This window comes from Paenibacillus sp. CMM36 (assembly GCF_053570945.1).
Genome location: NZ_JBSEDY010000004.1, coordinates 270,992 through 286,066, shown reverse-complemented (window position 1 = coordinate 286,066; position 15,075 = coordinate 270,992). Strand labels below are relative to the sequence as shown.

The window sequence follows — 15,075 nt, the reverse complement described above, 5'->3', positions numbered from 1 at the left end:
AGTTCAAGATGTGGGGTGCTCCTTTTTCTGCCAAGGCTAAGAAGATGCTGCTGCTGGGTAGCGGCGAATTGGGAAAAGAAGTCATTATTGAAGCTCAGCGGCTTGGCGTGGAATGTATTGCTGTTGATCGCTATGAACTGGCTCCAGCAATGCAGGTAGCCCATCGCTCTCACTGTCTGGATATGCAGGATGCTGAGGCGTTGAAGGCACTAATTCGTGAGGAAAAGCCCGACATAATTGTACCTGAAATCGAAGCTATTGCTACGGGTGCTTTGGAAGAATTAGAGCAAGAAGGATTTCACGTAGTACCAACGGCCCGTGCCGCCCGTCTTACGATGGACCGGGAAGGTATCCGCAGGCTGGCTGCCGAGAAATTACAGCTTCCGACTGCTGCCTATCGTTTTGCAGATAACTTTGAGCAGTTGCGGTCGGCGGTTCATGAGCTGGGCACGCCATGCGTGGTCAAGCCCTTGATGAGTTCGTCGGGTAAAGGGCAGTCTGTATGCCGGGCAATCGAAGATGCAGAATCCTGCTGGAATACGGCGCTGGAAGGCGCGCGTGCCAAAACTACACGTGTCATTGTTGAAGCTTTTGTCCCGTTTGAGAGCGAAATCACCTTATTGACCGTCAGATCGGTTTCGGGTACGACTTTTTGCCCACCGATTGGCCATATTCAGAAAGATGGGGATTATGTCGAATCCTGGCAGCCCCATGGCATGACGGACAAGCAGCTTTCGGAGGCGGAAGACATTGCCCGTACGATTACGGATGAACTGGGTGGTTACGGATTGTTTGGCGTAGAGCTATTTTTAACGACTGATGGCGTCATATTCAGTGAAGTATCCCCTCGTCCGCATGATACAGGTATGGTGACCATGATCACGCAGGATTTGTCGGAATTTGCACTTCACGTGCGGGCCATCCTCGGATTCCCAGTGCCATCTGTCACGTTGCTTACACCAGGAGCTTCAGCTACTTTGAAGGCAGAAGTGGCTACGCGGGATTTTGTAATAAGCGGTCTGCATGATGCATTATTGCTACCCCGGACACAGGTGCGAGTGTTCGGGAAGCCAGAAACCAAGCCGGGTCGCCGGATGGCTGTAGCGCTTAGCGCTGCAGAAGATGTGGAAACAGCACGGAAGACGGCCAAAGAAGCTGCTAATATGCTGAAAGTGGAGGTAAATCATGTCTAACAATGTGATGATTCCAGTACTGACAATTCGTTCCGTAGAGCTTGGCGATTGCGAAGCCGTAACAGGACTACTAAGAGAAGTCGGATACCCGATGACTTGTGGTGTAATGAAAGAAGTTATGGGAACAACGCGGGAGGACAGTCAAGCGAATATGATGGTTGCAGAAATGGATGGTCGTGTTGTCGGAGTTATCGGCATGCATACGGCTCAAAGCTTGGCTTATCCTGATCCTGCCGTACAAATCACCATGCTGGTCGTGAGCGGGGAGTATCGCGGCGAGGGCATTGGCAAGCGCCTGGTGGCTTGTGGTGAGGAGTGGGGACGTGCGCAAGGATGCTATAATTTATTCATTACTGGAGCGAATAACCGCATCAAACAAGTAGAGGCCCGGGCTTTCTACAACCGAATCGGCTTTGAAAAGCAAGGCTACCGTTTCAGCAAAAAGCTTAGATAATCAGCCTACAACAAGACAATCTAATACTTAAAGCCTCACTACTTTTAACTTAGTTCCGCATGGTTCATTCCGTGCGGGGCTATTTTTTTTTCCAACTTTTATACCATTGATCCTGCTATAAAACATGATATACTGCTAGAGTAAAGATTACAAAGTTGTAACCGGACGCGTTCACACCAAGGCATTTATACAACAAGGAGATGACGAAATGAAGAATATGTTGAAAAAAACACTTGTGATGGGAAGTCTAAGCGCCATTTTATCCGCAGGATTCATCGTTCCGGCATCAGCTTCACCAGCTGACGATTTGACTGCCCAACTACAACAGTGGTTTCAAAATAACGGATATACCGTCAATATGTCCAACGGGACGACTACGATAACAAAGACCGTAATTAAGGATGCATCTGAAAAGGACAAGGCTAAAAACAAAACAACAAATCCTTCATCCGGCAAGCAAACAACAACCAAACAAGGTAGCCAAAAGGCTTCGCAGTCTAGTAACAAGCAACAGGCCCAAAAACAAAACACAAACTCAGGCGCGGGTCAGTCTGCAGGGTCTGATGCACAACTCAGCAAGTCCCAATTTGCAGCTGAGGTTGTAAAGCTTGTAAACAACGAGCGCAGCCAAAAAGGTCTGAAGCCCCTTACATCTAATGCGAAGCTTACAGAAGTAGCCTTAGCCAAGGCGAAGGACATGAGCACGAACAATTACTTTTCCCATACATCTCCGACCTACGGTTCACCCTTTGATATGATGAAAAAGTTCGGTGTAACTTATACGTATGCGGGTGAGAATATTGCTATGGGACAACAAACACCACAAGAAGTAATGAAAGCTTGGATGAACAGTCAGGGACATCGTGAGAATATTTTGAAGGCAGAATATACGCAAATCGGTGTGGCTTACTACAATGGATATTGGGTACAAGAGTTCACACGTAACTAAGATGATAGTAAATACGTTCGAAACGTCATGCCGCTGTTATGAAAAGATAGTGGCATGACGTTAATCTGGAGACCCGCTGACACGTTCAGCGGGTCTTTTGGTGTCTCTTATTCCTCCACAGGCATAACCCTTGCTTTATACCAGAAAAGACATAAGGGACGTATTTATAGTATGATAGCAGCAAGTTGAATGGATAGCAGACTATTTATGGAAAGCTAGGTGAGCAAATGAGCTACGAAATCGTGCATGAAGGTGCCTTTGCTATGCTCAAGGTGCAGTTGAACCCCGGGGAAATGATCAAAGCGGAAATGGGAGCAATGGTTTCCATGTCTTCCAGTGTAGATATAAAGGGGACGGTAGACGGTGGACTGTTACGTGGTTTAGGCAGAATGCTAAGCGGAGAAAAATTCTTTTTTCAAGAACTGAGGGCAGCCCGTGGGCCGGCTGAAGTGTTGTTAGCCCCTGCCAGTATAGGTGATGTACAAGCGGTGGAATTGGATGGCACGTATAGGTTGATGGTCCAAAAGGACGGTTTTCTAGCTTGTACAGAAGGCATTGAGGTTAGCACCAAAATGCAAAACCTGATGAAAGGTTTATTCTCCGGTGAAGGTTTTTTTATCGTAGAAATCAGTGGTCGAGGTACGGTATTCCTATCCTCTTATGGAGCCATTCATCCCATTTATATTGCGCCAGGAGAGGAGCGTATTATTGATAATGCTCATCTGGTGGCATGGCCGGATTATATGGATTATAAAATTGAAAAAGCATCGAAAGGCTGGTTGTCCAGCGTAACGAGTGGAGAAGCGCTTGTATGCCGTTTTCGCGGTGAAGGAACGGTACTGATACAAAGTCGAAATCCGGGCAGTTTTGGACAATGGATCAAAAGTTTCATCCCTGATAGCAAATAGTTTGATTCGTTTGATTAGAGATAAGGATGGTCATTTGCCATCCTTTTTTTGCATGTTCATGGGAAATTATATGTGACTCTAAGCATTTATTGCGCTTTTATTCCGAACGGTTTATTTGCAAAATGATATAAGAAGCTTTATGTTTATTTCACTAAGCTATCAGGAGGGAACACGAGTGAATTCATCAAAATGGATTTGGCGGTCTGTCGGTTCCGTTTCCATTGCCGCCACATTGCTATTATTGTACGGATTTATTACAGCAGTACAAAGTATCACGGCTCCAGAGCCAATGGTTAGCACTCAACCTGTACATTCCGGTTCATCGCAGACACAAACTGCGCCATCCGCTACTAATCAGACGGGAGAGTTTCGGGTAGCTGCCATTGGAGATTCGCTAGCCAAAGGCACGGGGGATGACTCCGGAAGTGGTTTTGTGCGTCGGTCGGTGAGCTTGTTAAATAATCAGGAAGGCCATAAGGCTCAGCTCATAAATAATCTGGGGATTAATGGACTGACGACTCAAGGACTATTGACCAAGCTGGATGAGCCTGGTGTTTCTTATGTGTTGAAAAAGGCTAACGTTATTATGGTCTCGATTGGCGGAAATGATTTATTTCAGGGGGCTCAGGCTGCCCAAACCGGCAAAGAGCCGCCTACACTCAGTGGTTTGCGTAAAGCTGTGCCTGATGCCGCCAAACGTCTGCAAAAAGTGCTGACAAAGGTAGGGAAAATCAATCCGAATGCTAAAATTATCTATGTCGGATTATATAATCCATTCAGTGATCTGCAGGAAATGAAAATTCCCGGTAATCTTGTGGTAACAGAATGGAATCTGGCTGCCATGGCAATTACCAACCAAAACAGCAATATGACTCTGGTTCCAACTTTCGATTTATTCCAGCAAAATTTGTCCGTCTATTTATCATCCGATCATTTTCATCCAAACGGACAGGGCTATCAGGCAATCGCTGAACGTATCGCGCAAGGGTTTGCAGTTGCAAACACGAAGGATGCCGATAAAGTGGATAATGAACAACAGTCTACAAGCAGCCAACCTGCTGAAGTGAAAAAGGGAGGGAACAACTAATGAGCATCCAATCTGCTGACAAGAACGGGACTGGAATAACCGAAAATTCGACCTCAAGGGATGCAGTGTCCAGTTTCCATTCCGCCAATCAGGTTGGCAGCACAGGCAGAGACAGAAGCAATAACGAAACAGTTCTCTCTGTTCAGCACGTTAAGAAACGTATCAAACGCAAAATGATCATTCATGATGTAACATTCGACGTTCGTGCGGGTGAAATTTTCGGATTTCTCGGCCCTAATGGGGCTGGGAAAACGACGACTATTCGTATGCTGGTCGATTTAATTAAGCCTACGGAAGGGACGATTACTGTCTGTGGACATAATGTAAATCGTGACCCTGAGCAGGCTTTACGGCATATTGGTTCTATTGTGGAAAATCCAGAGGTGTACAGCTATCTGACAGGTTGGGAGAATTTAGAGCATTTTGCCCGTATGCAGCCTGGTGTAGACGAACAGCGTATCCGCGAAGTCGTTGAGCTGGTTCGGCTCGATCGCCGTATCCATGATAAAGTAAGTACGTATTCTCTCGGAATGCGCCAGCGTCTTGGTATAGCCCAAGCCTTGCTCGGTAGACCGAAATTGCTGATTTTGGATGAACCGACCAACGGGTTAGACCCCAAGGGGATCAAGGAAATGAGAGCTTTTATCCGTTTGCTAGCGGCAGAAGGCATGGCTGTATTTGTTTCCAGTCATTTGCTTAGCGAAATCCAGCTGCTATGTGATCGGGTGGCAATTATAAGTCGGGGAAAGGTGCTAGCTGTAGGTGGTGTACGAGAACTGGTTGAGACGCACTCACATATGGCCGTATGGCAACTGGAGCCTCGTGATCAGGGTCTTGCCATATTGCAAAATTCTCCGCATGTGCAAATGATTACGAACGCCGATGAATTAATTGATGACAGTATTGTTGCAGGTAGCGGAGCCGATGCAATTTTTACAGAAATGGATGAAGAGCATATTGCGGAGCTGGTGACACAAATGACGGCTTCCGGTATTTCCGTAAAAGGTGTAACCAAAATCAACCCTACACTGGAGCAGCTATTCCTGAAAATGACGGAAGGTGAGATACTTGAATAACATTTTACCGCTCGTACAAAATGAAACACTCAAAATTATCAAGAAGAAACGATTTTATGTCATTTTACTAGTTTTACTTGTGCTTGTGCCGATTTTTACGTACGCTCAGATGAAAGTGGCAGAAAACAATCGCGAAAAATTCGGCAATGATTGGCGGCTTGAACTGCGTCAGGCGATTACCGATAATCAAAACTCGCTGGGAAGTGACCGGGTTCCCGAGGAATGGAAGACCTACCGTCGGGTCTTTGTGCAGCAGATGCAATATTATTTGGAAAATGATGTGAATCCGAATGAGCCGAGTGGTGTCACTTTTACCAGAGAGTTTATGGATAATTCCATAAATCTGTTCGTTCCATTGTTGATTATGGCTATAGCCTCCGACTTGGTTTCAGGAGAACGGACGACAGGCACGATAAAAATGTTACTGACCCGCCCAGTCAGGCGGTGGAAAATACTGCTGAGTAAGCTGCTGACATTGTACATGTTCGTTTCGCTCATCATTTTGGCTGTATTTGTAATTAGCTATGTGATATCAGGCTTGTTTTTTGGTTTTCGCGGTTTTAATGTTCCGGTATTTACCGGATTTCAAATTGTTGGATCGACGGTGGATTTGTCTGCTGTACATGCGATTCCACAATGGCATTATCTGATGCTGCAAGCCGGATTAATCTGGTTTGTCAGTCTTGTGGTAGCTTCGTTAGCCTTTATGGTATCTGTCCTGGTACGAAGTACGGCGGCAAGTATCGTGGTCATGATGGCTGCACTCATTTCGGGCACTATTTTGACAAACATGGCTTCGTCTTGGCAGAGTGCTAAATATTTATTTATGGTTAACCTCCAATTAACCGATTATTTATCTGGAAGCCCCGCCCCGATTGAGGGAATGACTTTACCCTTTTCTTTAGCTGTACTGGGCATTTGGGGGACTGCGGCATTGATTGTTTCATTCGCCGTCTTTACGAAACGGGATATATTGAATTAAAATGGACAAGGTAAAAGAAAACATCTGTTTGCATTTTTGGTGAAAATCATCAAGAATAAGGCAAAACACGGTTACGATTAGACAAAGGGGGAGCATGAATGGTCGACAAAATCGACTTGTCTGCGGGAGTGTCCGGCACACAAAGCGGAGCTTCAGAATATGGCGCGGACGACATTCAAGTGCTCGAAGGGCTTGTGGCAGTTCGCAAACGGCCGGGCATGTACATCGGGAGCACCAGTTCTTCGGGGCTGCATCATTTGGTATGGGAAATTGTAGACAACGCGGTGGATGAACATCTCGCCAAGTTTTGCTCTCGCATTGATATTACAATGCATAAGGACGGTTCCATTACGGTATCAGACAACGGGCGCGGTATTCCTACGGGAATGCACAAAACGGGAATTCCTACGCCTCAGGTTGTATTCACCATTTTGCACGCCGGAGGTAAGTTTGGCGGTTCGGGATATAAAAAGTCCGGGGGTCTGCACGGTGTAGGTGCATCTGTAACGAACGCTCTTTCGGAATGGCTTGAAGTAGAAATTTACCGGGACGGCAAGATTCACCGTCAGCGGTTTGAATATTGGCAGGACAAGAAGGGCGTGGAGCATGTCGGGGAACCGACCACAGGCCTTGAAGTGCTGGGCAATACTAACAAGACGGGCTCGAAAATTACTTTTAAACCGGATATTCGTGTTTTTCAAGCAGGCATTCATTTTAACTACGATACGTTGGCTGAACGCCTTCAGGAGATTGCTTTTCTAAATTCGGGCCTTCGTATTCAACTTAAAGACGAACGCAGCGGAAAGTCAGATGAGTATTTTTATGAGGGTGGCGCAAGTCAGTTTGTTGCTTTTCTGAATGAGGGCAAGGATGTGCTGCATGACGTTATTCACTTTAATGCCGAGAAAGAAGACATTGAAGTAGAGATTGCCATCCAGTACAATGCGGGTTATACAGAGACGATTGCTTCGTTCGTTAACTCCATTCCGACACGTGGCGGAGGTACGCATGAAACGGGATTCAAAACCGCTTACACTCGTGTCATGAACGACTATGCGCGCAAAACGGTGATGTTGAAAGAAAAGGATAAAAACTTGGAGGGCAACGATCTACGTGAGGGCATGATGGCTGTAATCAGTGTCAAGATGGCTGAGGTTGAATTTGTCGGTCAGACAAAGGATCAGCTGGGTAGCGCTTCGGCACGGAGTACAGTGGATGCCATCGTATCTGAGCAGATGCAGCGTTTTTTGGAAGAAAATCCGCAGATAGCACAAACTTTGATCAAGAAGGCAGTTCAAGCATCCAGAGCGCGTGAAGCTGCACGTAAAGCTCGGGATGAGATGCGTTCCGGTAAAAAGCGCAGTGAAAGTTCCAATTTGAATGGTAAACTGTCGCCTGCGCAGTCCAAGGATTTTACACGTAATGAGTTGTTTATTGTGGAAGGCGATTCGGCTGGAGGATCAGCCAAGCAGGGACGGGATTCCAAAATTCAGGCCATCTTACCGCTAAAGGGTAAGCCGATGAATCCGGAGAAATCCAAACTGGCGGATATTATGAAGAATGATGAGTACCGTGCTATTACAGCAGCTATTGGTGCGGGGGTAGGAACAGAGTTTTCGCTGGAAGACAGCAATTATTCCAAAATCATCATTATGACCGATGCAGATACAGATGGTGCGCACATTCAAGTGCTGTTGTTGACGTTCTTTTATCGGTACATGAAAGAGCTTATTGATGCAGGACGCATATTTATTGCTCAACCGCCATTGTATAAAATAACTCGAAAGTCGGGTAAGCTCGAAACGGTGCGTTATGCTTGGACTGACGAGCAGCTTGATAATTATTTAAAAGAATTTGGACGGAATTTTGAGCTTCAGCGCTATAAAGGACTTGGGGAAATGAACCCTGATCAGTTATGGGAAACAACGATGAATCCCGATTCACGCACCTTGTTACGCGTTCAGATAGAGGATGCAGCCAAGGCTGAACGTAGGGTGTCCACTTTGATGGGTGATAAGGTGGATCCGCGCAAACGCTGGATCGTGGAAAACGTAGATTTCACGGAATACGTAGAGTAGTGCTATCAAAAGAGGTGTATACATGAGCTTATCGGAGCAGTTTTTGCCAGCTTTTCTGGAGGAAGTGGTCGGTGACCGCTTTGGCCGATATTCCAAATATATTATTCAGGATCGGGCGATACCCGATGTACGGGACGGATTAAAACCCGTACAACGTCGGATTCTTTATGCAATGTACGACTCGGGCAATACGCCGGATAAAGCATATCGTAAATCGGCCAAAACCGTTGGGGACGTAATGGGTAATTACCACCCCCACGGTGATTCGTCGATTTACGACGGCATGGTACGGATGGCACAGCCCTGGAAAATGAGTCACGTGCTGGTGGACGGTCACGGTAACTGGGGGTCCCAGGATGATGATCCGGCAGCAGCTATGCGTTACACGGAGGCTCGCTTGTCTCCGATCGCAATGGAAATGCTACGCGATATTGAAAAGCGTACGGTTTTGTTCAAGGACAATTTTGATAACTCGGCCAAAGAGCCTGTTGTGTTGCCGTCTCGTTATCCAAATTTATTGGTGAACGGTTCCAGTGGAATCTCGGCGGGATTTGCGACAGAGATCCCTACGCATAGTTTACGCGAAGTTATTGATGCCAGCATTGCTGTGATGGAAAAGCCGGAGATTGAGTTGGAAGAGATTATGACCTTTATTAAAGGTCCTGATTTCCCGACTGGTGGACTCATTATGGGTGGCGAAGGCATCAAGGACGCTTACCGTACGGGAAAAGGACGCATTTATATTCGTTCCAAAACGGAAATTCAGTCCTTGCGCGGAGGTAAGCAGCAGCTGGTCATTACCGAAATCCCATACCAGATCGTCAAATCAAGGCTCGTAACCGCCATGGAAAATATCCGTTTGGAGAAAAAAGTGGAAGGAATTGCCGAGGTTCGTGACGAGAGTGGACGAAATGGTTTGCGCATCGTTGTGGAGCTGAAGAAGGAAGCCGATGCAGAAGGAATTTTAGCTTATTTGCTAAAAAAAACCGACCTACAGGTGGCATATAACTTCAACATGGTAGCCATTGTGAACAAGGCGCCACATCAGCTTGGACTGAAGTCCATTTTGGAAGCGTATATCGCCCATCAACGCGAAGTTGTCACTCACCGTATCCAGTATGAACTGGAAAAGGCAGAGGATCGTGCCCATGTGCTAGAAGGTTTGGTCAAAGCACTGAACATTCTGGATGAGGTCATCGCAGCCATTAAAGCTTCCAAAAACCGCCAGGACGCGCAAAATAATTTGCAATGGATGTTTGGTTTTAGCGAACGTCAGGCTGATTCTATTTTGACTTTGCAGTTGTACCGTCTCACCAATCTGGAAATCACCACGCTTGAAAAAGAACTGGGTGACATCCAGAAAAAAATCGCGCAATATCGTTCTATTCTGGAAAGTGACCGTAAGCTGATCAGCCTGATTCGCAAGGAACTGTTGGAAATTCGCGAAAAGTACGGCATTGACCGTCGTTCAGATATCCAGGGCGAGGTAGAAGAGATTAAGGTAAACCTGGAAGTCATGGTAGGAGCAGAGGATGTGTTGCTGACACTCTCGAAAGATGGCTATGTGAAACGTACAAGTATGTTGTCATTCACTCGTTCAGGCGGGGAACGTTCAAGTTCCGGTGTTAAAGAAGGGGATTACGTTACCCAATTACTTGATGTGAATACGCTGGATGTATTGCTCGTCTTCACTCAGCGCGGACAATACTTTTTATTGCCTGTACATCAGGTGCCAGAGTATAAGTGGAAAGAGCCGGGCACTCCAATTGTCAACGTCATTCCGTTATCGAAGGAAGATCGTATCGTAAGTGTTATTCCGCTCAAAAACATTGAGGAAATCGGCAAAAGCCTGGTATTTGTAACCAAGAAGGGCCAAGTAAAGCGTACAGAATTGAAAGAATATGCTACAAAACGTTCTAGTGCCGTAGCCGCCTGCAAAGTAGCAGGGGACGATGAGGTATTATCGGTAACGTTAAGCGAGGGTACCCGGGATATTATGCTGATTACCCGCGCGGGAATGAGTATACGCTTCAAGGAGCAAGAGGTTAATGCGATGGGCCGCGTCTCGGCTGGTGTCAAAGGTATACAGCTGGCGGAAGGCGATGAAATTATCGCGGCGTTGTGGGTAGAAGAGGATGAAGGAGAAGTGTTGGTGCTGACCGAGTCTGGTTATGGTAAGCGTACGCTTCTGTTGGACTATCCTACACAGGGAAGAGGCGGCAAAGGTATCACCACCTTTGAGTTCAAGGAAGGCAAACGAGTACGTTCGAATGGAACTCGAATCGTGGCAGCTTTCTATTGCCGTGAAGCTGTTCAATTATTTGCAATCACAGCAGAAGGACAAACGATGTCCTTCCTTTCGGAAAAGGCTCCTTTGACCGACCGAAAGGATACAGGCAAGTTGCTGGCTCCAGCGGAGAAGAAGGACGAAATTGTGAATGTGCTGCTGCGTAGTGAGCCGCAAGCTTCACAGTCCATAGAATAATGGGAAAGTCAAGCGCTTTTTAGCTCGAAAAAGAGAGGTCCTCTCGTGCCATTCCGGCACGAATGAGGACCTTTTTGCCGTCATGGTGTCGAACCCTGACCAGCCTTCAAAACCGAGGTGAGACTTCCTTCCCCTTTTCATTTCTTGCTCCAAAAACGGCAGGAAACCGGGGCAGAATGGCGAAAATTTAATGTGATGAAATACAATCCGGACGGTGGCCCATACGTTAACTTTGATGCTTTTACTGACCCTGTTATTTAAAGGAGTGAGGCAAAATGCAAACGACTGAATTTGCGAAAATCTGGTCCAGAATGGCTAAGGATTATAAAGTTCATATGGAGCAGCAGCTGGCTCCATCACTAACGGAAGCTCAACTTACAGTGCTGGAGGTTTTGAACGAATACGGCCGCATGAAACCGTCTCAACTAATCCCATATCTCGCCACCACACCAGCCGCGGTTACGATGCTGCTGGATCGGATGGAGCGGAATCGACTGGTCACCCGTTTCAGAGATGTAAAGGACCGTAGAATTGTATGGATTGTTATCTCGGATCAAGGGAGAGAAGAAGTAGAGCGTGGATTGCGAATCCGGGATGATTTTCTGGGTTCTGCACTAAACCGTATTTCTCAGCACAATCAAAATTTGCTGGTTTATTTGTTGGGGAAAATTACAACTAAGGCGAAAACTTCAGTAATGACACGTGAGGCTGAGGGAGTAAAGGAACAAATAGAACGAGCAGAATAACTAGAATGGTGGATGCATGAAAGTAGCTGTACGCAGCAGATTATCATTTTAAGGAAATTAGGAGTGCGCGGATGAAATACCTATCGTGGTATTCATACCGCGCCTTTTTTGTGTTGAAGTATAGGTGGTATTTGGGTGAATGTTGACATTTACATAAGAGATGATAAAATAATAGTTATAAATAAATAACATTTCGCATGCAAAAAGTTGCTAGTTTATGTATATGGATTGTGAATTGGGGATTAGAAAGAAGGATGGTTCCAGTGAGTGACAGAGAGGAAGATAGACTTGAGGTGTACCGGATTATTCAATCGATAAGAGAGGTTAACAAAACGATATTTTATGCCTTCTGGAATGAGGAGCAGCATATGGATCTGACGGCCATTCAGCATATGGCTTTGGCAATTCTAAATAAACGTCCCAACATCGGGTTATCCGAGCTGGCAGACATAGCACATGTGGGAAGCAGCTCTATGAGTGGGGTGGTTGACCGCTTGACTAAGGCGGGATATATTGCTCGCGGGCGGCATGAGCATGACCGTAGATCCTTAGTGCTGACGCTTACGCCAGAAGGAAAAGATATCATGGAAAAAGTAGACGCCATGTGGATGGAGCGCGTCTTGCCCATTCTGGACATCCCGAGGGAGCAGCTAGAGATGGTCCTGGATATCCATAAACAAATGATCATGAAATTAACACCGAAGGGAATGAATCAACTTGAGCAGTCCTCAAATGACACTACCAGGTAATGTACGCAGAGCACCCATTGTGGCCGCTCTGTTGATTGGCGCGATTGTAGCGATATTAAATCAGACGTTGATCAGTGTGGCTTTACCGAAAATGATGAGTGATCTGAATATAGATGCAAATATAGCTCAGTGGCTTAGCACGGGCTTTATGCTCGTGAATGGGGTACTGATCCCGGTGACCGCGTTCCTGATTGCCCGTTTCTCCACTCGTAAATTGTTTATTAGTGCGATGACTATTTTTTCAATAGGCACGCTGTTATGTGCTATAGCGCCAGGCTTCAGCATATTGCTGATCGGTCGGCTTATTCAGGCCGCTGGAGCAGGTATCATGATGCCATTAATGATGGTCGTTATCTTGAACATCTACCCAATAGAGCGTCGTGGCCGAGCGATGGGAACCTTGGGGATTGCGATGGGTTTTGCTCCAGCCATTGGGCCTACCTTATCCGGTTATATAGTACAGCATTATGACTGGCGGGTATTGTTCTGGATCATCCTACCGATTTCAGTAATTTCGATTGTGATCGGATTTATTTTTCTGAAAAATGTAACGGAGCAGTCCAAGCCTAAGTTGGACATTCCTGGCATCATTTTGTCTACGCTCGGTTTCGGTGGACTGTTATACGGCTTTAGTGATGCAGGAACATCAGGTTGGGGAAGTATTCCGGTCCTGTCTACGCTTATCGTGGGGACAATTTCGCTTATTTTGTTTATTATCCGCCAGCTGAAGGTAGAGGAGCCTATGCTGGAGTTCCGTATCTTTAAATACGATGTGTACAGCTTGACGACAATCATTAATGTGATTGTGACGATGGCTTTGTACGCCGGTATGATATTGCTTCCGATTTATTTGCAAAATATTCGGGGGTTTACACCGCTGCAGTCCGGTATGCTAATGTTACCGGGAGCGATTCTGATGGGGCTCATGTCTCCTGTAACGGGGGCTATTTTTGACCGAATCGGAGCACGTTGGTTGTCTGTAATTGGCTTGCTGATCATGGCTATAACAACTTGGGAATTTACACGGTTGACCGAAACAACCACCTATATGACACTGTTAATTAATTATACGCTGCGGATGTTCGGGATGTCGTTACTGATGATGCCGATCCAAACGGCAGGGTTGAATCAGCTTCCGCAACGATTGAATGCACATGGTACGGCGATGAGTAACACGCTGCGTATGATTTCCGGCTCGATTGGGACGGCAATTCTGGTGACGGTGATGTCCACACAAAGCAGCAACCGTTTGACGTCGATTGTTACATCTGAGGGACTAACCGTGACGGATAAAGCGGGGATGCTGGCTGCAGGCAATCAAGCTACAATTTATGGGATTAACTCGGCTTTTATCATTGCAACAGTGTTGAGTGTGGCCGCTCTGATTTAGCGTTTTTTATCAAAAATACGAATGCAAAAAACGCCCATTCCCGTCAACAGCTGGTAAACAGCAAGAAGGGGCAGTCCGTGGCTTCCTCGTCATAAAAGGATGAGATGACGCATTAATTTAATTTTCTGAAAAAAAGAACCTGCAATGCATGTTTGTTCACATGCGTTACAGGTTCTTTGTGCAAATGGGGATTGAGGATGTAGATATCCAGATAGAGCAGGGCTTTTCGGTTCAAATTTCAGACGTAATCATGTTCTCATAAAGCGACCTGGGCCATTCATTCCATGGAAATTGGACAGGAGGTAGCGAATGAAATCTCATATCGTCCTTGCTAACCGGATGCGGTGCTCCAGCGAGTAAGGACCAAAGCGCCAGCTGTTGACCGGGCCGACTCAGATTACCCCCATATTTTTGGTCACCGTAGAGGGGACAGCCGATCGCCTGCATTTGCACACGAATTTGGTGTGAGCGTCCGGTGTGCAACTTAATCTGCACGAGACTGAGTCCATCTGCTTGTCCGATTACGCGATACTCCAAAATGGCTTCCTTCGCACCAGCCGTGCCAGGCCGAACCGTTTGAACCGTGTTGGTTCGACTATCCTTTAGCAGGTAATGGGTCAGACGGCCTTGCGGGGCCGTAGGAACGCCATTCAGAACGGCTGTATACAGTTTGTGAAAATGACGACTTCGAACCGACTCTGACAGGCGAGAAGCAGCTTTGGACGTCTTAGCAAAAATCATGGCTCCACCTACAGGCCGATCCAGTCTGTGAACTAAACCCAAAAAAACGTTACCAGGCTTATTGTGTCTAATTTTTAAATCTTCCTTGAGTAAAGACAACAGATCAGGATCACCACTGGCATCCTCTTGCGTTGGAACATTGACAGGCTTTACAACCGCCAAAACATGATTGTCCTCATATAGGACAGGGATGTTCGACTGTGCATGTTCATGCCAAGTAAGTTCATTTTGAGTCAT

At 46.4% G+C, this 15,075-nt stretch carries 12 protein-coding genes and 1 pseudogene; 12 read left to right on the top strand and 1 reads right to left on the bottom strand.

Features of this window, described 5'->3' with window-relative positions; all coding sequences use genetic code 11:
- Positions 1 to 8 precede the first annotated feature (8 nt).
- From purT to ACWA2B_RS11305, 12 genes and pseudogenes are all read left to right on the top strand, one after another.
- The gene (purT, locus tag ACWA2B_RS11360; protein WP_318627360.1) at positions 9 to 1,193 is read left to right on the top strand and encodes a formate-dependent phosphoribosylglycinamide formyltransferase; all 1,185 of its coding nucleotides are present in this window, start codon (positions 9 to 11) and stop codon (positions 1,191 to 1,193) included.
- Positions 1,186 to 1,647 (top strand): GNAT family N-acetyltransferase, encoded by a 462-nt coding sequence (locus ACWA2B_RS11355; RefSeq protein WP_318627187.1) that lies wholly within the window; start codon positions 1,186 to 1,188, stop codon positions 1,645 to 1,647. Before purT ends, ACWA2B_RS11355 begins: the two co-directional genes overlap by 8 nt.
- Positions 1,648 to 1,855: 208 nt before the next feature.
- Positions 1,856 to 2,596 carry a CAP domain-containing protein gene (locus ACWA2B_RS11350; protein WP_449292224.1) on the top strand — a complete coding sequence of 247 codons (741 nt, stop codon included), beginning with the start codon at positions 1,856 to 1,858 and terminating at the stop codon, positions 2,594 to 2,596.
- Positions 2,597 to 2,823: 227 nt separating this feature from the next.
- Entirely contained in the window at positions 2,824 to 3,504 is a 681-nt protein-coding gene (locus ACWA2B_RS11345) for a TIGR00266 family protein (RefSeq protein ID WP_029518154.1), read from the top strand.
- A gap of 139 nt (positions 3,505 to 3,643) precedes the next feature.
- Positions 3,644 to 4,591: a GDSL-type esterase/lipase family protein gene (locus ACWA2B_RS11340; RefSeq protein WP_449292223.1), complete on the top strand. Its 948-nt coding sequence runs from the start codon at positions 3,644 to 3,646 to the stop codon at positions 4,589 to 4,591.
- On the top strand, positions 4,591 to 5,667 hold the full coding sequence (locus ACWA2B_RS11335; protein WP_029518152.1) for an ABC transporter ATP-binding protein: 1,077 nt from the start codon (positions 4,591 to 4,593) through the stop codon (positions 5,665 to 5,667). Before ACWA2B_RS11340 ends, ACWA2B_RS11335 begins: the two co-directional genes overlap by 1 nt.
- Positions 5,660 to 6,649: an ABC transporter permease gene (locus tag ACWA2B_RS11330; protein ID WP_165146826.1), complete on the top strand. Its 990-nt coding sequence runs from the start codon at positions 5,660 to 5,662 to the stop codon at positions 6,647 to 6,649. The genes ACWA2B_RS11335 and ACWA2B_RS11330 overlap by 8 nt, the downstream gene beginning before the upstream one ends.
- A 98-nt stretch (positions 6,650 to 6,747) precedes the next feature.
- The gene (gene parE / locus ACWA2B_RS11325; RefSeq protein WP_013310617.1) at positions 6,748 to 8,727 is read left to right on the top strand and encodes a DNA topoisomerase IV subunit B; all 1,980 of its coding nucleotides are present in this window, start codon (positions 6,748 to 6,750) and stop codon (positions 8,725 to 8,727) included.
- Positions 8,728 to 8,749: 22 nt separating this feature from the next.
- Complete coding sequence (gyrA, locus tag ACWA2B_RS11320) at positions 8,750 to 11,212, top strand: DNA gyrase subunit A (protein WP_341039460.1); 2,463 nt, start codon at positions 8,750 to 8,752, stop codon at positions 11,210 to 11,212.
- Positions 11,213 to 11,487: 275 nt separating this feature from the next.
- A complete protein-coding gene (locus ACWA2B_RS11315) occupies positions 11,488 to 11,958 on the top strand; it encodes a MarR family winged helix-turn-helix transcriptional regulator (RefSeq protein WP_341039458.1) in 471 nt (156 codons plus the stop codon).
- A 263-nt stretch (positions 11,959 to 12,221) separates the two neighbouring features.
- Positions 12,222 to 12,707, top strand: coding sequence for a MarR family winged helix-turn-helix transcriptional regulator (locus ACWA2B_RS11310; RefSeq protein ID WP_341039457.1), 486 nt, complete (start codon positions 12,222 to 12,224; stop codon positions 12,705 to 12,707).
- Positions 12,691 to 14,192: pseudogene (locus tag ACWA2B_RS11305) on the top strand (DHA2 family efflux MFS transporter permease subunit). Before ACWA2B_RS11310 ends, ACWA2B_RS11305 begins: the two are co-directional and overlap by 17 nt.
- 136 nt (positions 14,193 to 14,328) lie before the next feature.
- Here ACWA2B_RS11305 and ACWA2B_RS11300 read toward each other — a convergent pair.
- Positions 14,329 to 15,075 (bottom strand): RluA family pseudouridine synthase, encoded by a 747-nt coding sequence (locus ACWA2B_RS11300; protein WP_341039455.1) that lies wholly within the window; start codon positions 15,073 to 15,075, stop codon positions 14,329 to 14,331.

Excerpts from the sequence above, each read along its gene's own strand:
- gyrA (WP_341039460.1), top strand. The coding sequence starts at position 8,750 with ATGAGCTTATCGGAGCAGTTTTTGCCAGCTTTTCTGGAGGAAGTGGTC.
- ACWA2B_RS11300 (WP_341039455.1), bottom strand. The coding sequence starts at position 15,075 with ATGACTCAAAATGAACTTACTTGGCATGAACATGCACAGTCGAACATC.
- ACWA2B_RS11335 (WP_029518152.1), top strand. The coding sequence starts at position 4,591 with ATGAGCATCCAATCTGCTGACAAGAACGGGACTGGAATAACCGAAAAT.
- ACWA2B_RS11315 (WP_341039458.1), top strand. The coding sequence starts at position 11,488 with ATGCAAACGACTGAATTTGCGAAAATCTGGTCCAGAATGGCTAAGGAT.
- parE (WP_013310617.1), top strand. The coding sequence starts at position 6,748 with ATGGTCGACAAAATCGACTTGTCTGCGGGAGTGTCCGGCACACAAAGC.
- ACWA2B_RS11345 (WP_029518154.1), top strand. The coding sequence starts at position 2,824 with ATGAGCTACGAAATCGTGCATGAAGGTGCCTTTGCTATGCTCAAGGTG.
- ACWA2B_RS11340 (WP_449292223.1), top strand. The coding sequence starts at position 3,644 with ATGTTTATTTCACTAAGCTATCAGGAGGGAACACGAGTGAATTCATCA.
- ACWA2B_RS11350 (WP_449292224.1), top strand. The coding sequence starts at position 1,856 with ATGAAGAATATGTTGAAAAAAACACTTGTGATGGGAAGTCTAAGCGCC.
- purT (WP_318627360.1), top strand. The coding sequence starts at position 9 with ATGTGGGGTGCTCCTTTTTCTGCCAAGGCTAAGAAGATGCTGCTGCTG.
- ACWA2B_RS11355 (WP_318627187.1), top strand. The coding sequence starts at position 1,186 with ATGTCTAACAATGTGATGATTCCAGTACTGACAATTCGTTCCGTAGAG.